This window comes from Tindallia californiensis (assembly GCF_900107405.1).
GTDB classification, from domain to species: domain Bacteria; phylum Bacillota; class Clostridia; order Peptostreptococcales; family Tindalliaceae; genus Tindallia; species Tindallia californiensis.
The window spans coordinates 279,774-302,425 of the sequence record NZ_FNPV01000002.1 but is presented as its reverse complement, the minus strand read 5'-3'; the positions used below and the strand labels follow the sequence as shown (position 1 = coordinate 302,425).

The window sequence follows — 22,652 nt, the reverse complement described above, 5'->3', positions numbered from 1 at the left end:
CCCATTTTGGGTAGGGGGATTTTGAAGTTTTTGAATCTAATTTGAAACAAACTACCCTTAAAGGGTGGTTAAAAGAAAAAGGCTGCATGATACGATTTTACTATCAAAGTACTCATTCAGGATATAAAAGGGGGGAAAAAAGTGTCTAGTGGAAAAATTTGTAAAAAGTTAGTGGTTATTATTTTTACGGTAATCCTTTGTTTGAGCATTGGAAGGATAACTTCAGTTCATGCTAGATCTGTAGATATGGAGTATGTAAGTGTTGTTGCAAAAATAAACTCAGATGGATCCATGGACGTTATGGAATATTATGATGTTCGCTTTGATGGCCAGTGGAACGGGATGTCCCGGTGGATAAATTTATTTCATCATATGGAAATATCAAATATTGCGGTTTATGAAAATGGAGAGCCTTTAACCTATCATAGTGGTGATCCTGCAACCTCTATAGAAGAAATAACCAGTGTCCAAAATAATCAGGAATTCCGTTATTGGGTAGGACCTGTGGGCACCTTTGTTGCGATAGAACGAGGTGGTAGTGTTTTGTTGGATTGGAGCATTAATGCTAACAATACAAAAAAAACGTATGCCTTTCAATATCGGGTACATGATGCCGTAACCGTACATGATGATGTCGCGGAGTTATATTACCAATTTATGGGTGTTGATTCACCACGTCCTTTTGGAAGTTTTGTGGTTCAGCTTGAATTACCTGAAGGAGCTAATCAGGATGAAATTTTAGCTTGGGGTCATGGTCCTTTATATGGTGAGGTAGATATACTGAGTGGAAATGAAGTCCGGTGGCACGTTTCGCCTTTGCCTGCAGAGACGATGTTTGAAGGAAGAGTGGTGTTTCCTACTTTCTTGGTTCCGGAAGCAAATTATCTCTCCAAGGGACCTGGATTAGCAAGAATTCTTGAAGAAGAAAAAGCATGGGTGGATGAAAGTAATCGAGAAAGAAGACAGGCTAGAGTGGATCTATATGGTTTTCCGTTGGTGTTGGTTGTAGGAGTAGGGTTCTTTTTTGCAAAAAGGTTTCAATTTTCAAGGTACCATAAGGCTGAGTTTGTAGGAGACTATTATCGTGAACTGCCAGGAACCTATATTCCTGCCGTGCTAGGTCAGCTTTGGAATAAAAATAAGCATAAACCAGAAATGATTATGGCAACCATTATGGATCTTGGAAGACGTGGTTATTTAGTTATTCAAGAATTTGCACCTGAAAAAAAAGGAATATTTAGTCGAGGAAGAAAGACGGATTATAGATTGATTCGCCAAAACAAACCCATAGAAGATTTATCCTTCTATGAACAAAAGCTTTTACGTTTCCTTTTTTGGGATATTGGACAAATGGATGAGCATCAGCCGAATGCACAAGTAACGCTGGGGCAGATTGAAGAGTTTACCAAGAAAAAATCAAATCGACATACTTTTCACAGCAATTATGAGGGTTTAAGTTATGCCATTGAACAAACGACACAAAAAGATGATTTTTTTGAAACTTTATCAAAAAAAGAAAAAATCATTCACTTTGGGTTGGTGGCTTTTTTTGCAGGGATTGGCGTTATACTAATAAAATGGTCAGCATTTCACTTTTTAGGCATAGCGTTTATTTTGGTTTCTGCTGTAGGAGCTTTAACAATAAAAGGAATGACCAGGTATTCGAAAAAAGGGTTAGAAGATTATGTGCGATGGAAAGCTTTCCGGAAATTTTTACAAGACTTTTCAGCCATGGATCAACATCAAATTCCTTCTCTTGTTATTTGGGAACAATACCTGGTGTATGCAATACCATTAGGTGTTGCAAAAGAAGTAATAAAACAACTGCAAATGGTATTTCCTAATATGGAACAGGATGGACGTCAATTTGGTTACGGATGGTATATGAGCGCAGGCATGATGAATTTCGAAGGATTTAACCGAATGATGGAAGATTCTGAGAAAAGCATTGCCAGATCAGTAAAAGAAAGTTATAAGGTAGCTCAGAGCAAAGACTCTGATAGCAGTGGTGGTGGTGGAGGCTTTTCTGGTGGTGGCGGAGGCGGCGCCGGTGGAGGTGGTGTTGATTTTCGTTGATATCGAAAAAAACATCATGTTTAAGGTAATAAGAAAAAAATTTAAGGCGATAAGAAAAAAATCGTGAAAGGGGAATGCAGATGCAATATGTAATGGTGATTTTAGCACCAACGATGATACTCTTTATCGTATTGGTGATTTTCTACAATAATACAGTGAAATTACGGAATTTCGTTCAGAACGCATGGGCACAGATCGATGTTCAGTTAAAACGTCGTGCAGATCTAATACCTAATTTAGTGGAAACGGTGAAAGCTTATGCGGCCCATGAAAAAGAGACTTTTGAACAAGTAACGAGGGCCAGAGCAGAAGCATTACAGGCACAGTCCATTGAACAACGCCAACAAGCAGAGAATCAACTTTCAGGAGCGCTGAAATCCTTATTTGCTGTTGCTGAAGCCTATCCAGAGTTAAAAGCCAGCGATAACTTCTCGAAACTACAACAAGATTTATCGGATACAGAAAATAAAATTGCCTATAGCCGACAGTTTTATAATGATACAGCGATGAAGTATAATACAAAGATTCAAACCTTCCCGGGCAATGTATTAGCAGGAGTCATGGGTTTTCAATTTATTTCCTATTTCGAAGCGGTTCAAGCTTCGGAAAGAGAAGCGGTACAAGTTCGTTTTTAGTGGTTGTCACCTGTTTATAAGGATTGATAAAGGGACCTAGTTTATGGCTGGTCTCTTTTCTGTTTGGGAAAAGCTTGACCTTAAAGCTGGAAAAATAGCTGGTTATCTGTTTGCCGATTGGATTTTTGGTTATATACATGTTAGAATCGAAAACTGAATATATCATATGGTTTTATCTATATTGCTTGGAGGGGTTTTGTGTATGGAAGAAGAACGAAAAAGACTCAAGGACGAAGAAAGAAAGCTTAAAGAAGAAGAGAAAGAACTGAAAAAAGGATATGAAGAGAAAAAAAAAGAGCTGGCGAAGCAGAAGAGAGAAGAGGAGAAACGGCTTAGAGAGGAAGAAAAGCGGTTAAAAGAAGAGAAAAGGCAGGAAATATTATCAAAAAGAGCCCTTGCGAAAAAATTAAAAAAAGCGGAGGCAGAGGCAAGAAAAAAAGCGATTAAAGAAAGACCACCCTTTAAGGGCCTTCAGATTAAACCGACGGCGTCATTATTTGATGAATCCGGAATGGAAGAGCCAGGCGAAAACAATTGGGAAGGCTTTGGTTTTGACATCCATCCTCAGGTAACGTTGCTTTCTTCTTTTTTATTGGTTATTTTTATTGCAATGACATTGATTTACCCTGCTCAGGCTGAAGCTGTATTTCAAAATACGTTGAATTTTATTACTTCCAATTTTGGTTGGTTCTTTGTAATGGTGGCTAATATATTTATTGTAGCTGCATTGGTATTTGCTTTTGGGAAATTTGGAAAAATTAAAATTGGTGGGCATGATGCTCAGCCAGAGTTTAGTAAAATTGGTTGGTATGCAATGCTAATGAGTGCCGGGATGGGAATTGGTCTTATGTTTTGGAGTGTCGGTGAGCCGATTCTACATCTTAACACACCCTCCCCGATGTTTGGAAGCATTGAACCAAACTCGGCTAAAGCAGCCCAAGCATCTATGGTAACCACTTTTTATCATTGGGGAATTCATCCCTGGGCAATTTACTCTATTGTAGGCTTGGGACTGGCTTTTTTTGCGTTTAACAGAGGACTTCCTCTAACCATTCGATCTATTTTTTATCCGTTAATTGGAAACAAAATATATGGATTTTGGGGAAATATGATCGATGTTTTGTCAGTATTAGCAACATTGACAGGGCTAGCTACGTCTTTAGGGCTTGGAGTTACTCAGATCAATGGAGGGTTAAATTATTTATTTGGACTTAGTATTAATACAGGAACACAGGTTATATTGATAGCGGTTATTACTGGTTTTGCAACCATATCCGTAGTATTAGGACTAGATGGCGGCGTCAAAAAATTAAGTGAAATTAATATGGGACTAGCAGGCATCTTTATGCTTTTAGTGCTAATTCTTGGGCCTACCGTATATATTCTAAATGGTCTATCTCAATACATTGGTTATTATATCGCTAAATTTTCTGAGCTGAGTATGTGGACAGAAACTTTCAGAGACACTAATTGGCAAGGTGGCTGGACTATTTTTTATTGGGCATGGTGGATTTCTTGGTCACCTTTTGTGGGAATGTTTATCGCAAGAGTTTCTAAGGGGAGAACTGTACGGGAGTTTATTCTCGGAGTCATGTTGTTTCCTACCCTCGTTTCCTTTCTATGGATGTCCGTCTTTGGAAGTACGGCCATTAATATTCAACTAACAGGCGTTGCTGATATAGTATCGGCGGTGGAGATAGATGCTTCGATTGCATTGTTTGCCATGCTGGAAAATCTTCCGATGGCAAGGCTCTTATCGGTGATTGGTATCATTCTTGTGACGGTCTTTTTTGTCACTTCTTCTGATTCCGGATCATTAGTAGTTGATCACCTAACTTCTGGTGGGAAATTGGACTCTCCTGTTCCTCAACGTGTGTTCTGGGCTTGCATGGAAGGGGTAGTAGCGGCAACTCTTTTAATTGGAGGCGGATTGATAGCCCTGCAGACAGCAACAGTTATTACAGGATTACCGTTTGCGGTGATATTACTTTTAATTATTTATTCTCTGTACCAAGGTTTTAATCAGGAGTTTGAAGTGGAAGAGGCGGTTCGTCTGAGATTGAAACAAGTAGAAGAGAAACATATTTTAACAGAAGCAATTTCTGAGGTAGTGGTTGATGATGCTTTAGAAGAAGAATTTAAGGAATAAAACAAAGAGTCAGGTTGAAAAAGCCTGACTCTTTAGGTTTTTGCCAAGGAAGAACATGGGGAAATCAATGAAATCAACTGTAATTAAAATGAGTTCTATAATGTCATCGTGACAAAATTAGTAAAAAGCAGTTTGTTTTGTTGAAGCTGATTGGCATGGGTCAGCTTGTTTTCATAATAAGCATGGTAATGGGGGTCATTGGCTTTCAGATCATCAAACAGTTCTTGTCCAGACTCCGGATCATACTCTGGATGAAACTGAACTCCCCAAACGGGAAGCTCCCTATATTGGAAGCCATGGACAGCGCATTTTGCAGAAGAACCTAAAATATGGAAATCCTCCGGCAGGTCTATGGCTTCGTCGTAATGAGCTAAAAGACAAATAGGATCCTTAATTCCTGAAAACAGAGGGTTGTCAACGATGTTTATGTGCCCCCAACCAATTTCTGGATGGGGTGACTTTTGTAAATATTTTTTCCCAGCTAGGAGCCTTACTAAAAGTTGGTGACCATAGCAGATTCCAAGAATTGGCATTTTGCTTTCCATAAAATAGGTAACAATTTCCTGGATTTCTTTTTCCCAACCCATGTCATCTAACGTAGACGCTTCTGATCCGGATAGAATCAAATGGGTAGCGTCGTGACTCTGTAACTGTATTTCCTTGGTTGTAGTAGCTGTAGAAATACGTATAAAATTGCAGGATACATTTGCGTCATCCAGTTGTTTTTGGATCACCTGATTAAAAGTATCCGCAAATGCATCTTTTAGAAAGAAATTGAGTACCAAAACCATAAAAGAGATTCCTCCTGTTGTTAGGAATAATGTTATTAAAGTAAGGGTAGATTTGTTAAGGGATAGGCTGTGAAAGTTTTCCTTGCCGATGGAGTTCTCCAAGGAAATAGGCTGTTTGTTTTCGCCACCAAGGCCAGTCGTGATTTACATCACTTCCCCAATAGTCGATCCAGGCAGGTATTTCTCTTTCTTCTAGGACGCGTTTTATTTGATTGGTATGTTGGATAGAATTTTCTTCCCAGTCTCCGGTTCCTGTACAAATGATAATAGTACTTTGTTTATACTGTTCAAGGAAGTTTGAATCGGATAGGTTTGCCAGGTAGTCAACAGGAGAATTGATATAGACATTATGGATATCCAAATGATGTCCTACAAAATAACGAAGGTCATAGATTCCACTTAAGGCAATTAATGTGTCGAAGATGTAGGGATGTCGGAAGAAAAAGTTTGCAGCATGATATCCGCCCATACTGTATCCTGTAGTGATCAGTTTGCCTTGATAATCGGCTTTACTAAGAATAAAGGGCACGAGTTCCTGGACAATATACTGATCATATAGATTGTGTTTATGAGCCCTGTCTCCAGGCCAAACATCGTCCTCCAGCCAACTTTCGTGATCAATACTGTCAGGTGTGAACACCTGAATAAGACTTTGCTCGATAAAAGGTTGACAAGCTTCGATCATTTTAAAGTCTTCATACTCAAAAAATCGTCCACCCGAAGAAGGGAATGCCATCATCGGTTTACCGCTGGAACCATAACGCTTAAATTCCATGACACGGTTTAAGTATTTGCTGTGAAAGTGTTGATAACAAATATCCATTACCTTAACCTCCTAACCACAGTTCGTTTCCGGCGAAAATACTTGGGGCTATACTAAAAGGTACTATTTTCCTGCTATTATTGTATCATGATTCTGAAATGATTGAAATCGTTAACACTTCGAATAAGGAATTCTTTCTGATATAATGGTGCTACAGTATCAGGGAAAACAATTTTTGGAGGTGCATTAAATGGAAGCTACAATGGAGTGGATACTTGAACGCGCTAAAAAACATGTCATAAAGAAACAATCTGTATTATTAGGACTAAGTAAAAAGTTGCATGAAGAACCAGAGCTAGCTTTTTGTGAATATAAGGCATCGGATGAAATTGCATCCATTATGGAAAAGGAAGGGTTTGCTGTTGAAAGAAAGACAGCTAATATTGAAACCGCATTGAAAGCGAAAACTTGTAAAGGAGAAGAAGGTCCGGCGATTGCTTTTTTGGCAGAATATGATGCATTGCCAGAAATAGGTCATGCTTGTGGTCATAACCTTATTGCGGCAAGTTCCGTTGGTGCGGCGCTAGCGCTTAAGGAAATGGCTGGAGACCTTTGTGGCTCTATTATGCTTTTAGGAACACCGGCAGAAGAAAATGGAGGAGGAAAAATTCTTATGATTCAGGGAGGAGCATTTGATGATGTGGATTTTTCCTTGATGATGCATCCATCCAATCAATCTCTGATAAAAAGAAATAGCACAGCCTGCTGTGAACTCATTATTGAATTTCATGGTAAACCTGCCCACTCATCAAAGCCGGAAAACGGAATCGATGCATTATATCCTTTGATACAAGTATTTAATCGAATAGAAAAACAAAAATCAAAATATCCCCCTAAAGTGATTGTAAATGGAATTATAACAGCTGGAGGCTCTGCTTCCAACGTCATTGTTGATTATTCATGCGGAAAGTTCTTGATCCGCGCAAAACGAAAGACTGAAATACAACAGGTTATAGAACAAATAAAAAGCTTTGCTAGGGAAGAAGCAGATAAAAATGGCTCGCAAGTTGAGTTTTGTCATGATGAAATATATGCAGAGCGATATTCTAATGGTAGTATGGAAGAAAGATTTAAGGCATATATGGAATTACAAGGGGAAGAGATGAACGTTGCTGATCCGGAAGAACCAGCCGGATCTTCGGACATTGGAAATTTATCGGATGTAATGCCGATCATGCATCCCTATGTGGGAATTGTAGATGCAGCCGTTGCGCCACATACCTATGAATATGCAATGGCCAGTTCTTCAGAAAGAGCCGATGAAGTCATTCTTAAAAGCGCGATTGCATTGGCAGCCATTGGTTATGAACTTTTAACAGATAAGACATTTAGGAATCAGGTAGCAAAAGATTTTACTCATCGGTCTGAGTTATCATAACAGTTGTAATGTTCATCATAAGGTGAACATCGATAACGCCATGATTGAGTACGAATAAAGTTAATAATAAGGGTTCCAAAGATAAAACCACCAATATGAGCCCACCAGGCAATACCGCCGCCTAGCTCAGTATGAATAAGCGTTGATATACCAGAGGTTATCTGAGAAAAAAACCATATCCCCATAAAGAAAATAGCAGGAACCTTGATGAAAAAAGGAATCCATAAAAGAGGAATTAGCGTTGTGATTCGTGCAAAAGGAAACATAACCACATAGGCGCCCATAACAGCCGATATAGCTCCTGATGCGCCTATAACAGGTATAGGAGAAGAGACATTGAAAATAAAATGAATGAATGAGGCGAATATACCGGCGAGTAGATAGAAAAGAAAGTATTTGATATGTCCCACATTGTCTTCTACATTATCTCCAAAAAGCCATAAACTCCACATGTTACTGATAAGATGAAACCAGCTTCCGTGAATGAAAAGGCTGCTCACCATAGGAAGGATCGCTTCGGTGATTACTACCGATGAGTCATGCAGAAGCAGGGATGACAAGCGGGCAGGAATAAACCCAAAATGAAAAACAAGAAGATGAAGTTGGGTACGGCTTAAGGTTTTGATAAAAATAAAAATAAGCACATTGGTTGCAATGAGTAGATAGGTAATAAATGGAATTTTTCGGCTGGGAACACTATCTCGAAGTGGAATCATAGGGATCATCCTTTGTCGTTATGATAAACAGAGTTTTCACGGTAGTAGTCATCGGATAAAAAGAAAAAGGATCGAAAAAATTGCCTGTTGACTGGAGGTTATCTGATGAATAATGAAATAGGGGCACCATGCTTATGTGCCCCTTGCACTAACCTATTTTACTACCAGAACACTTGCTTTGGTTTCTTGAATGACAGCATTGCTGACACTACCCAGGAATATTTTTTTAAGTCCTCCTAAACCTCTATTACCCATAATAATCATATCGTAATTACCATCGTCGGCAATTCTGGCAATGGTATGGGCGGGGTGACCTTCTTCTAAAAGAATTCCTGGATTGATACCTTCTTCCTTGAACTTGGCCGCACATTCATCTAACATTTTTTTACGTTTTTCGGCCATGTTTTGCTGAAGACCTTTTAATTTTTCAAAATCCTCTTCTGTTGGATAATAACCTTCACCAGTTGCAATCCAATAGTTTTTTTCAACACTTTCATAGACATGGATGAGGGTAACCTCGTTAATGGAACAACCGGAAGCGATTTCAATTGCCTTGTTCAAAGCTTTCCAACCTTGTTTGGAACCGTCAACACAAACGAGTAATTTCAATACAATCACACCCTTTCGATTTTATACCGATTCACTCAAATAAAGAAGCATCTATTACTTAAATACCCCATTTGAAAGAATTTCACTCAAAACTATTATCAGGAGGAGTTATGATGCAATCTGTTGTTAATATGATTCTTGACGCTGGAAAAACAGGTGTTGAACTTTCGCTATACATTATCTTGCCAGTAATGGTTGTGATGATGGCCATTATGAAATTGCTGGAAGACAGAGGTGTTTTACAAAAAACAGCAAACCTATCAGCTCCTTTACTATCAAAAGTTGGCTTGCCGGGAATGGGCGTCTTTGCCATTCTGCAAATGTTGTTTGTTAGCTTTGCTGCACCGGTTTCTACCTTAAAACTAATGGAGCGTGATTCGCAGATAAGTGATGCAAAGATAGGAGCTACGATGGCTGCTATTTTGGTTATGGCACAGGCAAATGCGACGTTTCCTTTAGCGGTTGTTGGGCTTAATATTCCTGTTGGAATGGCAACTTCTGTTATATGTGGATGTGTTGCAAGTCTTGTAGCGTATAAAATGATAGGAAAAGATGATGAGTATATAGTTGAAACTGGAAAACAAGAGCAGGTCGTTGCTACTAAAGAAGAAAAAATAAAAGGAAAAACGGGAATGATTGCTGTTTTATTTAAAGGTGGAGAAGAAGGGATGATGATTGCAGCAAAATCAATGCCTCCACTAATTTTAGCTGTGTTTCTTGTTAATATGATGCGAAGCATAGGACTTATTAGCTGGATGGAAGTTTGGGCAGGACCGCTGCTTGAAATGATAGGGATACCAGGCGTGGCCGTATTGCCCATCGTAACAAAATTTATTGCAGGTGGAACAGCTATGATGGCCATTGTAATAGAGCTAGTAAACGAAGGGGCCATGACGGTCGAAGAGTTAAACCGAATAGCAGGGTTTACCTTAAATCCTTTGGATCCTGTTGGAGTTGCCATTTTTTTAGCGGCGGGAGAGAGGGTGGCTCGAGTAGCAAGACCAGCAATGATAGCGGCTGTTTTAGGCATTATACTCAGAGGAGCCATGCATATGCTTATATTTTAACAAAAATACAAACCTTGTTGTTAAGAGACGGAAGCGTATTGACAAATATGCTTGCATATGACTATGTGGATGGATATAATAGCGATAGTAAAGATGAGAAAGAAAGTACATTGGTATACATAGTAGAACATATGGAAGATGATCAATAAGGAGCATCACATTTGATAAAGGGGGAGAAAGTGTGAGAATTATTACAGACAGTTCCTGTGATTTACCTAGTGAATTAATTGAAAAATTTAATGTTTTAGTAGTGCCTCTAAGAATAGAAATTGATGGCATTGATTATGTGGACGGAGTAAATCTGAGCCACGAAGAATTTTTTGAAAAGATGTCCACGTCTGCTAGCTTGCCCAAAACATCCCAACCATCTCCACAATCCTTTATAGACCGATTTACGGAAGGCTTAAAGGAGAGTGAGGATCTACTGAGCATTCACTTATCTTCTTGTTTAAGTGGTACATATGAAGGCGCTCGACAGGCAAAAGAAGGAATAAAGGGTAATATAGAGGTTTTTGATACGCTTAGTGGCTCCTTGGGCGTGGGTCTTCAAGTATTAAAGGCATGTCAGTTGGCAAAAGAAGGTCTTGAAAAATCAGAAGTTCTTGAAAAAATTAAGGAATATCGAGAACAGCTAAGAGTCGTTGTTTATTTAGAAACATTGGAGAACGCTGTAAAAGGCGGGCGGGTAAGCAGACCAAAAGAGTTTATTTCCAACTTGTTAAACCTTAAACCAGTCGTTCACGTAGAAGATGGCTATGTTCGTGTTCTTAAAACTCTAAGAGGAAAAAAGAAGGCCATTAGGGTATTGTTAGAAGAAATGGAGAAAAAGAAAGCAGATTATAGCGATCAGATTGTTGGGATTACCCATTGTGATTGCTTAGAAGAAGCACAGAAGCTAAAGGATGAGATTATTGAAAGGTTCAATCCTTCGGAGGTTATCCTAACTACTATGGGGCCGGTGATTGGGACTCATGCAGGAATTGGTGGGCTTTTAGTCTGCTTCTAGGCGAATACCCATATTTTTAGGGAAATACCTACCACTTTCTAAACAGGTATGTTATAATTCTAACTGAGTATGAGGGCGTGATTAGGTTTTTTCAATAAACAGAGCTTGTTGAAAGGTTGGAATTAACAGAAAACGGTTGCAGAATGAAAGTTCTCAGACGGCAAGGGGAAAACGTTTTTGTTAATCTCAAAAAACTTAAACCGTCACTCGAAATATCAACCAAAGATAAAGGAGGCAGTCAAATGGCAGAAAAAGGTGTGAACAATCCGTTTGTAATTGCACAACAACAGGTTAAGTCAGCGTGTGACAAGCTAGGTACTCCACAGGAAGTGTATGAAATTCTTAAAAATCCGATCCGAGTTCTTGAGGTTTCCATTCCGGTAAAAATGGATGATGGAAGCATCAAAACTTTTGTAGGTTATCGTTCGCAACATAATGATGCAGTAGGTCCCTTTAAGGGTGGAGTTCGTTTTCATCAAGATGTAAATGAAGATGAAGTAAAAGCATTATCTACGTGGATGACCTTCAAATGTGGCGTTGTTGGAGTTCCATACGGTGGTGGTAAAGGCGGAGTCATTGCTGATCCTTTCGAGCTTTCTGAAGGAGAAATGGAAAGACTTTCAAGAGGTTACGCAAGAGCCATTGCGCCTATTATCGGAGAAAAAATAGATATTCCTGCTCCTGACGTTGGCACAAATGGTCAAGTGATGGCATGGATGGTAGATGAGTATGAAAAAACAACCGGTCGCTTTGAGCCAGGAGTATTTACTGGTAAACCGGTTACCTATTATGGATCGCTTGCCAGAACAGAAGCTACTGGATTTGGTGTTGCTATTATGGCAAGATATGCAGCGAAAAAACTTGATCTTAATCTGGATGGAATTCGTGTTGCTGTTCAAGGTTTTGGAAACGTAGGTAGCTATGCGGCTATGTATATGGAAGAAATGGGTGCTAAAGTGGTTGCTGTTTCTGACGTATCCTGCACTCTTGTGAATAACAACGGATTGAACATCAAAGAATTGATGGAGTACGCCAAAGGAAACAAGAATAAAATGATTACCGGTTTCCCTGGGGCAGAAGAAGAGATTGATCGAAATGCCGTGATTGGTCTTGAAGTTGATATCCTTATGCCTTGTGCACTTGAAAATGTCTTTACATCTGAAACAGCAGATCAGGTAAAAGCAAAAATAGTTGCTGAAGGAGCGAATGGTCCAACAACGCCAGAAGGCGATAAAATTATGAACGATAAAGGTATTTTGGTTATTCCTGATATACTAGCAAATGCTGGAGGCGTTACAGTATCCTACTTTGAATGGGTACAAAATCTTATGAGATATAGTTGGACATTTGACGAGGTTCAGAAAAAACAGGAAAACTCTATGAATAAAGCCTTTGATGATATCTGGGCACTGAAAGAAGAGCATAATGTAGATATGAGAACAGCCGCTTATATGATGTCTATTAAACGTGTTGCTGATGCAATGAAATTACGCGGGTGGTACTAAAAATAAATGCTTTCAAGCCGTCTCTATTGTAGAGGCGGTTTTTTTCTTTTCTTGACCTGTTCAGGGAACCAAGGTATGATCAAGGTAATCTCTCAGAAGGAGCTGATTAAGAATGGACAGCAGGAACAAAGTGTTTATGAATGGAATAATATATACCATGGATGGGCGGATATGTGAAGCGATGGCTGTAGAAGAAGATCGAATCTTACAAGTAGGCAGTCAAAAGGAGATCATGCAGTTGGTGAATAAATCAACGCAAATGATCGATATGAATGGAAAAACAATGTTGCCAGGATTTATTGACACACATACTCATTTGGTCGGATATGGAATATCTCTGATGACGGTTAATCTTTCCGATGCCGATGGTATTGAGGATATCATAGAACGTTGCAGGCGCTATATAGAAGAACATAAAGTTACTGATAAACAATGGATTATTGGAAGAGGATGGAATCAAAATAATTTTGGGGAAGACCCTCGTTTTCCAAATCGGCATGATTTAGATAAGATCAGTACCAAAAATCCTATTTTACTTCTTCGGACCTGTGGTCATATTGGTTCTGTTAACAGTTTAGCCTTGGAAGAGGTTGGTGTGGATAAACATACGCATATAGCAGGAGGTTCCTTCGACTGTGATAATGCAGGCTTACCTAATGGCATTATTCGTGAAGCTTCTTTGGAATGGTTTAAGAAGAATCGGTGCGTCGTAGATGACCACGCCTATATTCGTAAAGGAATTTTGAAAGGTTCAGCCGAATTGCTTAAATACGGTATTACTTCCGTCCATACAGAAGATTCTTATGATTTGGGATATAGCGGAGATTTTGAACATATAGCAGAGACTTATGGCAGAATGGCTAAGATGAAAGAATTGCCAATACGGATATACCAAAAGATATCATTACCGAAAAAAGAAGATATTCTACGGTTTTTACAGGGAAGTAATAGAACTGGACAAGGGGATTTTTATTATAAAACAGGTCCGATAAAGCAATGGTGCGATGGAACCATTGGTGCTCGGACGGCAGCGTTGAGAAAAGATTACTCGGACGATCCTGGGAATAAAGGAATACTGGTTTATGAAAAACAGGAGCTGTATGAGAATGTTAAGTTAGCTCATGAGGAAAATATGCAGGTATGCCTTCACTCTATTGGCGATGCTTCTTTAGAAATGATTATTGAAGCTTATGAAAAAGTGCAGAAAGAAAATCCCAAAAATCTTCGCCACCGTATTGTTCATTGTCAGGTGGGAGATAGAAAACTATACGAAAGATTAAAAAAAATAAATGTATGCTTAAATATACAAACAGCACAAACAGCGACAGACTGGTCCATGATGAGCAAACGCATAGGAAACGATCGGGAGAAGGATGCACATAACTGGAGAATATTAACAGATATGGGAATCTGTTTAACCGGTGGATCCGATATACCGGTGGAGACACCGGATGTTTTCTATGGGATTTACGCAGCCGTTAATCGTAAAGATCGAGAGGGAAATCCTAAGAATGGGTGGCTTCCAGAACAGGCATTAACAGTGGAAGAGGCAATAAAAACCTATACGGTGAATGCGGCATACGCTTCTTACGAAGAGAATGACAAGGGAAGCCTTACGGAGGGGAAGCTGGCGGATATGGTGTTAGTAGATAAAGATCCCTTTGTGGTAGACCCAATGGAATTGAAAGACATCAGTGTATGTATGACAATGGTTGGCGGAGAAATAAAATGGTCGAAGGAATAGCTTCAAGTATTTAGGATAACATGTTACAATAAGGAATGGTTGACTGTTTCAAGGTGAAGTTTTAATATATTTCGGGAGGGAAAGCATGAGTACCATCAATCGGTTTAAGGGGAAAGAAGAGTTTGATGCGATTAAATCACAGATTCGAACTACGATTCAAACGGCATTTTATCAAAACAATGTACAGTCTGTCAAAACAGTAGCGCAAGCATATCAGCTAGCCAAAAAAAGCCCGGGAACAATTCCACTTACAGGTATTCCTATTTATGAACCAGAGAAGCAAGGGTTGCCGGAAGATGCTCATGCACTTTTGTTCAATGACGGTAATACCTTTGGTAGAGCGGCGGCTGCCAGAAGAATTTCAGGAGATCCGGAGGTTGATCTAAAATACTATTCGGCCATTATTAGGGATTCAATTTATGATACGCGCAAAAAATCAATGTATCATGGTGAAGTGGTAATAGGATTGCACCGAAACTTCATGATTAAAGCACATCTATTAATACCGGAAGACCATGAAAACATATTTTACAGTTGGTTATTAAATTTTCAATATGTTAATGAAGTATACTCAGAAATGTATAAATACTCGAAAAAGATACCAGAAGGAGATATTATTATTTTTTGTGATCCTGACTGGTCTCATCCAGATCATCCGATGGGGCTAACTTTTTTCGACCCTACCCATAACTGTGCGGCTATACTAGGGATGAAATATTTTGGAGAATACAAAAAAGGAACCCTGACACTTGCTTGGGGAACGGCAGCTCGAAATGGTTATGCGGCCTGTCACGGTGGATTGAAATGCTATAATTTGCCTGGTAAAAAGCATACGATTGCTGTTTTTGGACTTTCTGGCTCAGGAAAGTCAACGATTACCCATGCAAAACACGATAATAAATACAACGTAACCGTATTGCATGATGATGCTTTTATTATTAATATTGAAGATAAGACATCGATTGCCTTAGAGCCTACTTATTTTGATAAAACCCAAGACTATCCCATGAATTGTGAAGATAACAAATATATTTTGACCATGCAAAATAACGGAGCTATTATGTATGATGACGGTAAAATATATCCTGTAACCGAAGACTTAAGAAATGGTAATGGACGTGCTATTAAATCAAAGCTATGGGCAGCCGATCGGGTTGATCGCATTGATGACCCGATAAACTCTATCTTTTGGATTATGAAAGATCCGACAATGCCACCAGTGATTAAAATAAAAGGAGCCGCGCTGGGTTCAGTGATGGGGGCGACATTAGCAACAAAAAGATCTTCTGCAGAAAAACTGGCGGAAGGCATCAATCCGGATCAACTAGTTGTTGAGCCTTATGCAAATCCATTCAGAACATATCCACTTAGCGTGGATTACAAACTGTTTAAGAACCTTTTTGAGGCAGGTGTAGATTGTTATATCATTAACACTGGACATTTTATGGGTAAAAAAGTGGAGCCATCGCACACGTTGCAAATTATTGAATCTATTGTTGAAGACAGAGCTGAATTTGTTAAATGGGAACCTTTTGAAGAGATAGAGATTATGAAAATCGATGGATTTGATGCAGATCTTGAAAATGCACAATATCGGAGAGAGTTTATGATTCATTTTGTTCAAAGAATTCAATATGTCGAATCGAGGCAAACAGTAAAAGAAGGAGTAGATGCACTTCCTGCAGAAGCCGTAAAATCGCTTTATGCTGTTATGTCTGAACTTCATGGTGATGAAGATAAAAAATTACAGGAAACATTACTTAATGGAATAAGTGAAATAGAGTAAAGAAAAGCTGGCTACGTAGAGCCAGCTTTTTATTGTTGAGACAGTAATGCTTCCGTAAGCTTAGGAATCACCTGTTTTTTTCTGGAAATAATACCGGGGATAAAAGTCCCTTGCTCGACAGATACAGAAAAAGCGGATGATAGAAGCCGGCTATTTTTTGGAACGTAATACACGTAAGAACCTTCTCTCATAATATCAGTAACAAGAAGGAGAATCATGCTGTAAGAACCTTCTGATTGAACTTGTTGCATGAGTTCTTGCAAGTGAGTTCGTCGATTGACGATTTCGCCCAGATCGAGTGTGAAGATTTGGCTGATGCCAATTTTCTTTCCTTCTAAATAAAAAGATTTGAAATCCTCATAAAAAACCTCTTCAGTGCTTTGTCCTTCAAGAGAAGTTCCTGCCCGAAACATTTTCATAGCAAAAGACTCCAAATCCAAATTCAAGTGATGGTTGAGGGATTCAATAGCCATGTGATCTTCTTGGGTGGTAGTAGGGGATTTGAAATATAAAGTATCCGAAATAATTCCGGCTATTAATGCTCCGGCAATATTATCAGGAATAGGCATAGCTGCTTCCTGGAACATTTCTGTAATAATCGTACAGGTGCTGCCCACTGGTTTGTTTCGAAAGTTAATGGGAATAGTAGTAGAAATATCTCCGATTTTGTGATGGTCAATAATTTCTAAGATGTGAGCTTCCTCTATTCCTTCAGCGCTTTGGTTGGATTCATTATGATCTACCATAATAACCTGTTTGCGTTCAGGGTTCATTAAATGTTTTCTATTGATAAAACCAAGAAATCGATTATCTTCATCAACAACCGGGTAGTTTCTATAGTGAGTCGTAGAAAGTTCATCCTTTAAATCTTCCAGGTATTGAGTATTAGTGAATTTCATAATATTTTTTCTTCTCATGATAGTAGAGACATAATTACATTGGTCAATCATTTTAGCGATATAAAAAGTATTTTGGGGTACGGATAATATAGAAACTCCGCTGGTAGAGGCTAAGTGCAATAGTTCTTCAGGAAGCGTATTAGATCCTGTTAAGATAATAAGTTGCACCTTGGATTCGATGGCGTGCTCAATAATATCATAACGATCGCCTACAATAATAATGCTTTCTGGTCCCAAGGTTCCGTAGATGGTTTTGTAGTAGAAAGCAATAACGGAGATGGTGCCATCGATGTGCTGACATTCCTCTGTTAGAAGACAGCCTCCTAAGGTAGTTGCTAAATTTCGCAAAGAAGTTTTCAAGCGATAAAAATCTCCCTTAATAAGTCCCATAGCGATATCTTTCATGCTAATGATGCCTTGCAATTGACCATCTTCGGATAGAACGGCTAATGTTTCAAAATGGTTTTGTACCATTGTCTGGTAGGCTGTCAGAATAGAACATTCGGGTGTAATCCCTTTTGTGAAATCAAAACGAATATCATTTACTTGAATTTTTACATTATCAATAACGTGAGGTGCGTCAAGGTTAAAAAAATCAAGGATAAACTCTGACTCTTTATTTAAAGAACCTAAGCAACTTGGAATCACTGACATTCCTTGTTGCTGTCTTAAAAAGGCGAGGGCTATCGTTGAAACGATGGAATCTGAATCTGGATTTTGATGACCAAAAATATAAACGGACATAAAGAACCTCCTATAGAATAAAAAGCATGGTTAAGGCGATAAATATATTCACTGTATTATATCAAAAAAGAAAAAAACATACATCAAAGAGATACTAATAATAACATAAAAAAAGGAATTTGAAATTTACTGTCGAATAACTAACGATAAGAAAAACACGATGAAAACCCGATATTAATAAGATGGGCGTGTGTGAAAATGAAAAAGAACAGAACCAGGCTAATAAAATCAGGATATATAGTAGTAATTATATTTATTTTTCTAGCTTTTGTTAGTTCTATTTACTATGCCATGGACTTGCAAAAGACACATCAAAGCTTATCGGAAAAGAATTTGAACATGATTTTGTTAACCAGCGACTTAAAAACAAAGATTACTTCTCAGCAGTATCACTTGGCGAACTTTTTTGAGAGAAATGATCGTAACAGCTTGTATTTTATTGAACAAAATGACAGAGAAATAACAGGATTATTAAGAGAACTTTTCTCTTTTTCTCTAACGGAAGAGGAGTATCATTGGCTCAATGTAATTAATAAAAGTTATGAAGCGACAAAGCTTAATACCATTACATTGACTAGCCAGAGCGATGATGATGGATATAAAATGAGGAGAATGTATCATACAGCTATTAATGCAATGAGTGTAGCGATCAACTTTTCTAATCAGTTAACAGGGCTTTTGCATGAAGATTATGAAGAACAACGGAAAATTAATGATCAGAAGTTTATGGAGTCCATAGCAATCACCTCTTTAGGCGCCTTGGTTGCCTTAGTGTCTTCCTTTTATTTCTTTGGTTTCTTTAGCAGACAAGTGGATGACATGGAGATACAAGGGACTCGTGACGGGCTGACAGGCATCTACAATAAAAAAACAATAACCATGATCGCGGATCAAATAGTAAAAAAAGATAGAGATAAGCATCGGTACATATCGGTGGCACTTTTAGACCTAGACCACTTTAAAATGATTAATGATACTTACGGACATCTTGCTGGTGATGTAGTGCTGCGAGAACTAGCAACAATACTTCAAAAATCTGTTCGGAGTAACGACTTTTGTGGACGTTTCGGAGGTGAAGAATTTTTGATTATTTTCACCGATATATCTCAAAAGGAAGCCTGGAAAGCTTGTGAAAGAATTCGGGAACAAATAGCAGAAACAGCATTTTGTGTTCAAGGAGAAGTGATCCATATTACAGTGACGATAGGCCTCGCTTTTGGGAAGTCTGGAGACAATACAGGTGATTTACTGAAAAGGTCCGATAAATATCTGTATATTGGCAAAAGAAAGGGGAGGAATCGAACGGAATCCGAAGAAATATCAGGAGATGACAGGAAAGACAAGGGAGACAGCGATATAAGTGGTCAAGATTGGGTAAGTAACAGTTACGATAAAAAAGATTTAATACTCCATAAAAAGAAGAACCATGTAGAATCATAGCGGAAACTTTATAGGTGAAGCTGGCGTTAATCAATAACAGACTAATAGATGAAAGGATGAAAAAATGAAAACTTACTCCTTGAACTCACAGGTAAAGCTATTTAGGTTTGGAAACCCAGTAAGAACAGATAGTCTTTCTTACTCTGAAGAAACAATGGAACTACAGCCAGAGCCTCTCGAAATTCCTTTTTTTATTGAAAGCCATGAAGAGAAAAGCGTTACCTTGAAGGGAAGGCTAAAAAAAACAGACAAGGTTCTTGGTTTGGGAGAGTCTGTTGGCAGTGTCAATAAGAGAGGACGCTGGATTGAATCTTATGCTACAGATGATCCGATACATACGCCTGATAAGTCCTCTTTGTATGGGGCTCATAACTACTTATTTATAACTGGTGACGAACATCATGGTTTTTACATCGATTTTCCTGGAAAAGTGATCTATGACATTGGATATCACCACCCGGATGAAATTGAGATTAAGATAGAAGGAATGGATTTTGATTTATATCATTTTAAGCATGACAGCTTAAAAAGTACTATCAAATTATTTAGAAGGCTTCAGGGTGAAGGGTATGTGCCGCCTAAATGGGCATTTGGAAATCAACAGTCCAGGTGGAGTTATGAGACGGCGGACATCGTTCGAGAAGTAGCTGATACCATGAGAAAAAAAGGCCTTCCTTGTGATGCGATTTATTTAGATATTGATTATATGGAAGACTATAAAAACTTTACAGTAGACGAAACGCGTTTTCCGGATTTTGGAAAATTTGTTGACGAAATGAAAACCGATGGATTTAGGCTAATCCCAATTATTGATGCCGGTGTCAAAGTGGAAAAAAATTACCAGGTTTATGAAGAAGGAGTTGCTAATCACTATTTTTGTAAAGATGAAAAAGACGAAGCTTTTTTAGCTGCCGTATGGCCTGGGTGGGTTCATTTTCCGGATTTTCAATTACCTGAAGTACGCAAATGGTTTGGAAATAAGTATGAGATACTGACGGATTTTGGGATTGAAGGTTTTTGGAATGATATGAACGAACCGGCTATTTTCTACACAGAAGAAAAAATGAAAGCATTTACGGAAAAAGTGAAATCCTTAGAAGGGAAAAACTTGGATCTGCAGGAATATTTTGAGTTGAACAGATGTTATGAAGCTTTGACTGGTGACGAGAAAGACTATAAGAATATGTTTCAAAAAATGGATGGTCAGATGATTTCTCATCATCAGATTCACAATTTGTATGGATACAATATGACAAGGGCTGCAGCTGAAGGATTAAGAGAATTGGCCCCGAACAAAAGGCACCTTCTTTTCTCCAGGTCTTCTTATACTGGTATGGGGCGGTACGCTGGATTATGGACAGGGGATAATCATTCCTGGTGGGAACATATTTTATTGATGCTAAAAATGATGCCAGCATTAAACATGGGTGGGTTTATGTATGTTGGAGCTGATATAGGTGGTTTTGGAGGGGATACAAATGCTTCTTTACTGATTCGTTGGAGTCAGGCCAGCATATTAACACCTTTGTACCGAAACCACTCTGCAAAATACACAAGAAGTCAAGAGCCTTATGCATTTGATGAGAAAACAACAGATACGATGAGAAAGGTTTTAGAGCTAAGATACTCGTTAATACCATATATTTACTCAGAGTATATGAAGGCTACTCTTAATCAAGACCTTTACTTTAAGCTTTTGTCTTTTGAATACGAAGATGATCACTCGAAAGAAATAGAAGATCAATTACTGGTTGGAGAATCAGTTATGATAGCACCTGTCTACGAAGAAAATGCAAAAGGACGATATGTATGGGTACCTGAAGAAATGCTTTTATGGAAAACGGTGACTAATCATCAAGATGAATTTCAAGTGGTATCAAAAGGTCATCATTATATGCATTTAGAAATGGATGAAACATCCCTTTTTGTAAGAAAAAATAAAATGATCATACTGGCGGAGCCTGCTCGAAATGTTGATAGTATGGATTTTTCAGCATTAACGGTGCTTGCGTTTGTGGAAGATACAGCAACGTATTATTACTATGATGATGATGGTGAATCAATGGATTATAAAGCAAATAAAGCAAATGGGATTATGATAAAAGTTACTCTAGTTAAGGATCACTATGAAATAGATGTTTCTCAAATAGGTGAATCTAAGGTGCGTCGATTAAACTTGATGATGGCTAATGTAAAAGGCGAATTAGTGGAATATGGCTATGACGTGAAAAATCAGCAAATTATTTGAGAGTTGTGGTCGTGGATGTACCATTGACGGACACTTTGTGATGCCAATATAGAAAGGACGAAGCAAATGGATACCATGAAAAAAGACCAGACGATATTAGTTGTCGATGATAGCCCTGTCAATATACAAATGCTAGGGCAATTGCTGAAAAATGAATGGACTGTAAAAGTGGCAACGAATGGTAAAACAGCCCTAAGTATTGCCAATTCTGACGATCCTCCAGACTTAATTTTGCTGGATGTAATGATGCCGGAAATTGATGGTTATAAAATATGCGAGATACTAAAAGCGTCAGAGGCGACCAAGGATATCCCTGTTATTTTTGTTACGGCGATGTCTCAACAGGAAGACGAAGCAAAAGGGTTGGAACTTGGTGCCATAGACTATATCACCAAACCCTATCATGCCTCTATTGTAAAAGCTCGTGTCAGAAATCATCTGGAGCTCAAACAATATAGAGACTTACTGAAAGATGCCAGCCTTATCGACGGATTAACAGGCATACCCAACAGAAGGCGTTTTGATGAAGTTTTATCAACAGAATGGAAAAGATCTTTTCGTGATGGGAAACCAATTTCAGTTTTAATGGCTGACATTGATTACTTTAAACGATATAATGATCACTATGGGCATCTGGAAGGAGACGAGTGTCTCAGAAAAGTAGCCGACTGCTTGCGAAAAACGCTTAAAAGACCAGGTGATCTGGTTGCTCGTTATGGTGGAGAAGAGTTTGTAGGAATCATGCCGATGACGGGAGAAGATGGTGCTTTTACCATTGCTGAAAGTTTTCGCAAAGCGATTGAAGCTATGGAAATTGAGCATATAGATTCTCCTATCAGTGAGGTGGTTACGATTAGTGTCGGTGTTTCGACAATGATTCCTTCCGATAAAGTAGAGGCTGAAAAATTAGTGGAAAAGGCTGATAATGCACTTTATGAAGCAAAAAAAGCGGGAAGGAATCAAGTGAAAAAAATGAAAAACGATCAAGAACCATCAAAAGGACAAGAACAATAGGGTTGATTTTAATCTAAAGGAG

17 protein-coding genes are annotated in these 22,652 nt (G+C 38.5%); 12 read left to right on the top strand and 5 right to left on the bottom strand.

Features of this window, described 5'->3' with window-relative positions; all coding sequences use genetic code 11:
• Positions 1-141: 141 nt before the first annotated feature.
• From BLV55_RS03555 to BLV55_RS03545, 3 genes are all read left to right on the top strand, one after another.
• Positions 142-2,076 carry a DUF2207 domain-containing protein gene (locus tag BLV55_RS03555; protein ID WP_093311196.1) on the top strand — a complete coding sequence of 645 codons (1,935 nt, stop codon included), beginning with the start codon at positions 142-144 and terminating at the stop codon, positions 2,074-2,076.
• 80 nt (positions 2,077-2,156) lie between these two features.
• Positions 2,157-2,711 carry a LemA family protein gene (locus BLV55_RS03550; protein ID WP_093311193.1) on the top strand — a complete coding sequence of 185 codons (555 nt, stop codon included), beginning with the start codon at positions 2,157-2,159 and terminating at the stop codon, positions 2,709-2,711.
• 202 nt (positions 2,712-2,913) lie between these two features.
• Positions 2,914-4,860, top strand: coding sequence for a BCCT family transporter (locus BLV55_RS03545; RefSeq protein ID WP_093311192.1), 1,947 nt, complete (start codon positions 2,914-2,916; stop codon positions 4,858-4,860).
• Between the two features lie 95 nt (positions 4,861-4,955).
• Here the strand turns inward: BLV55_RS03545 and BLV55_RS03540 are convergent, their stop codons facing one another.
• Together BLV55_RS03540 and BLV55_RS03535 are read right to left on the bottom strand one after the other, a co-directional pair.
• Positions 4,956-5,651 carry a type 1 glutamine amidotransferase gene (locus BLV55_RS03540; protein ID WP_093311189.1) on the bottom strand — a complete coding sequence of 232 codons (696 nt, stop codon included), beginning with the start codon at positions 5,649-5,651 and terminating at the stop codon, positions 4,956-4,958.
• Positions 5,652-5,706: 55 nt separating this feature from the next.
• Positions 5,707-6,474 (bottom strand): esterase family protein, encoded by a 768-nt coding sequence (locus BLV55_RS03535; RefSeq protein WP_093311187.1) that lies wholly within the window; start codon positions 6,472-6,474, stop codon positions 5,707-5,709.
• Between the two features lie 190 nt (positions 6,475-6,664).
• Here BLV55_RS03535 and BLV55_RS03530 point away from each other — a divergent pair, with 190 nt between their 5' ends.
• Complete coding sequence (locus BLV55_RS03530; RefSeq protein WP_093311185.1) at positions 6,665-7,852, top strand: amidohydrolase; 1,188 nt, start codon at positions 6,665-6,667, stop codon at positions 7,850-7,852.
• Here the strand turns inward: BLV55_RS03530 and BLV55_RS03525 are convergent.
• Together BLV55_RS03525 and BLV55_RS03520 are read right to left on the bottom strand one after the other, a co-directional pair.
• A complete protein-coding gene (locus BLV55_RS03525) occupies positions 7,831-8,568 on the bottom strand; it encodes a rhomboid family intramembrane serine protease (RefSeq protein WP_093311182.1) in 738 nt (245 codons plus the stop codon). The genes BLV55_RS03530 and BLV55_RS03525 overlap by 22 nt on opposite strands.
• A 153-nt stretch (positions 8,569-8,721) precedes the next feature.
• On the bottom strand, positions 8,722-9,186 hold the full coding sequence (locus BLV55_RS03520) for a universal stress protein (protein WP_093311181.1): 465 nt from the start codon (positions 9,184-9,186) through the stop codon (positions 8,722-8,724).
• Between the two features lie 104 nt (positions 9,187-9,290).
• Between BLV55_RS03520 and BLV55_RS03515 the strand changes: the two genes are divergently transcribed.
• From BLV55_RS03515 to BLV55_RS03495, 5 genes are all read left to right on the top strand, one after another.
• A complete protein-coding gene (locus tag BLV55_RS03515; protein WP_093311179.1) occupies positions 9,291-10,244 on the top strand; it encodes a nucleoside recognition family protein in 954 nt (317 codons plus the stop codon).
• Between the two features lie 181 nt (positions 10,245-10,425).
• Entirely contained in the window at positions 10,426-11,250 is an 825-nt protein-coding gene (locus BLV55_RS03510) for a DegV family protein (RefSeq protein WP_093311176.1), read from the top strand.
• Between the two features lie 242 nt (positions 11,251-11,492).
• Positions 11,493-12,755, top strand: a complete 1,263-nt coding sequence (locus tag BLV55_RS03505) for a Glu/Leu/Phe/Val family dehydrogenase (protein ID WP_093311174.1) — start codon at positions 11,493-11,495, stop codon at positions 12,753-12,755.
• A gap of 112 nt (positions 12,756-12,867) precedes the next feature.
• Positions 12,868-14,499: an amidohydrolase gene (locus tag BLV55_RS03500; RefSeq protein WP_093311172.1), complete on the top strand. Its 1,632-nt coding sequence runs from the start codon at positions 12,868-12,870 to the stop codon at positions 14,497-14,499.
• A gap of 85 nt (positions 14,500-14,584) precedes the next feature.
• Positions 14,585-16,285, top strand: a complete 1,701-nt coding sequence (locus BLV55_RS03495) for a phosphoenolpyruvate carboxykinase (ATP) (protein WP_093311169.1) — start codon at positions 14,585-14,587, stop codon at positions 16,283-16,285.
• Positions 16,286-16,314: 29 nt separating this feature from the next.
• On the opposite strand, the gene BLV55_RS03490 is transcribed toward BLV55_RS03495, so the two are convergent.
• On the bottom strand, positions 16,315-17,928 hold the full coding sequence (locus BLV55_RS03490; RefSeq protein WP_093311167.1) for a putative manganese-dependent inorganic diphosphatase: 1,614 nt from the start codon (positions 17,926-17,928) through the stop codon (positions 16,315-16,317).
• 198 nt (positions 17,929-18,126) lie between these two features.
• Between BLV55_RS03490 and BLV55_RS03485 the strand changes: the two genes are divergently transcribed.
• From BLV55_RS03485 to BLV55_RS03475, 3 genes are all read left to right on the top strand, one after another.
• Positions 18,127-19,368: a GGDEF domain-containing protein gene (locus tag BLV55_RS03485; RefSeq protein ID WP_143033161.1), complete on the top strand. Its 1,242-nt coding sequence runs from the start codon at positions 18,127-18,129 to the stop codon at positions 19,366-19,368.
• A gap of 64 nt (positions 19,369-19,432) precedes the next feature.
• Positions 19,433-21,616 carry a TIM-barrel domain-containing protein gene (locus tag BLV55_RS03480; RefSeq protein WP_093311164.1) on the top strand — a complete coding sequence of 728 codons (2,184 nt, stop codon included), beginning with the start codon at positions 19,433-19,435 and terminating at the stop codon, positions 21,614-21,616.
• Between the two features lie 66 nt (positions 21,617-21,682).
• Positions 21,683-22,630 carry a diguanylate cyclase gene (locus BLV55_RS03475; RefSeq protein ID WP_093311162.1) on the top strand — a complete coding sequence of 316 codons (948 nt, stop codon included), beginning with the start codon at positions 21,683-21,685 and terminating at the stop codon, positions 22,628-22,630.
• Positions 22,631-22,652: the final 22 nt, after the last annotated feature.

What these genes read in the sequence shown, in the direction of transcription:
- BLV55_RS03530 (WP_093311185.1), top strand. Translation starts at nt 6,665, where the DNA reads ATGGAAGCTACAATGGAGTGGATACTTGAACGCGCTAAAAAACATGTC.
- BLV55_RS03525 (WP_093311182.1), bottom strand. Translation starts at nt 8,568, where the DNA reads ATGATTCCACTTCGAGATAGTGTTCCCAGCCGAAAAATTCCATTTATT.
- BLV55_RS03540 (WP_093311189.1), bottom strand. Translation starts at nt 5,651, where the DNA reads ATGGTTTTGGTACTCAATTTCTTTCTAAAAGATGCATTTGCGGATACT.
- BLV55_RS03505 (WP_093311174.1), top strand. Translation starts at nt 11,493, where the DNA reads ATGGCAGAAAAAGGTGTGAACAATCCGTTTGTAATTGCACAACAACAG.
- BLV55_RS03490 (WP_093311167.1), bottom strand. Translation starts at nt 17,928, where the DNA reads ATGTCCGTTTATATTTTTGGTCATCAAAATCCAGATTCAGATTCCATC.
- BLV55_RS03475 (WP_093311162.1), top strand. Translation starts at nt 21,683, where the DNA reads ATGGATACCATGAAAAAAGACCAGACGATATTAGTTGTCGATGATAGC.
- BLV55_RS03545 (WP_093311192.1), top strand. Translation starts at nt 2,914, where the DNA reads ATGGAAGAAGAACGAAAAAGACTCAAGGACGAAGAAAGAAAGCTTAAA.
- BLV55_RS03500 (WP_093311172.1), top strand. Translation starts at nt 12,868, where the DNA reads ATGGACAGCAGGAACAAAGTGTTTATGAATGGAATAATATATACCATG.
- BLV55_RS03485 (WP_143033161.1), top strand. Translation starts at nt 18,127, where the DNA reads ATGAAAAAGAACAGAACCAGGCTAATAAAATCAGGATATATAGTAGTA.
- BLV55_RS03480 (WP_093311164.1), top strand. Translation starts at nt 19,433, where the DNA reads ATGAAAACTTACTCCTTGAACTCACAGGTAAAGCTATTTAGGTTTGGA.
- BLV55_RS03535 (WP_093311187.1), bottom strand. Translation starts at nt 6,474, where the DNA reads ATGGATATTTGTTATCAACACTTTCACAGCAAATACTTAAACCGTGTC.
- BLV55_RS03550 (WP_093311193.1), top strand. Translation starts at nt 2,157, where the DNA reads ATGCAATATGTAATGGTGATTTTAGCACCAACGATGATACTCTTTATC.
- BLV55_RS03515 (WP_093311179.1), top strand. Translation starts at nt 9,291, where the DNA reads ATGCAATCTGTTGTTAATATGATTCTTGACGCTGGAAAAACAGGTGTT.
- BLV55_RS03495 (WP_093311169.1), top strand. Translation starts at nt 14,585, where the DNA reads ATGAGTACCATCAATCGGTTTAAGGGGAAAGAAGAGTTTGATGCGATT.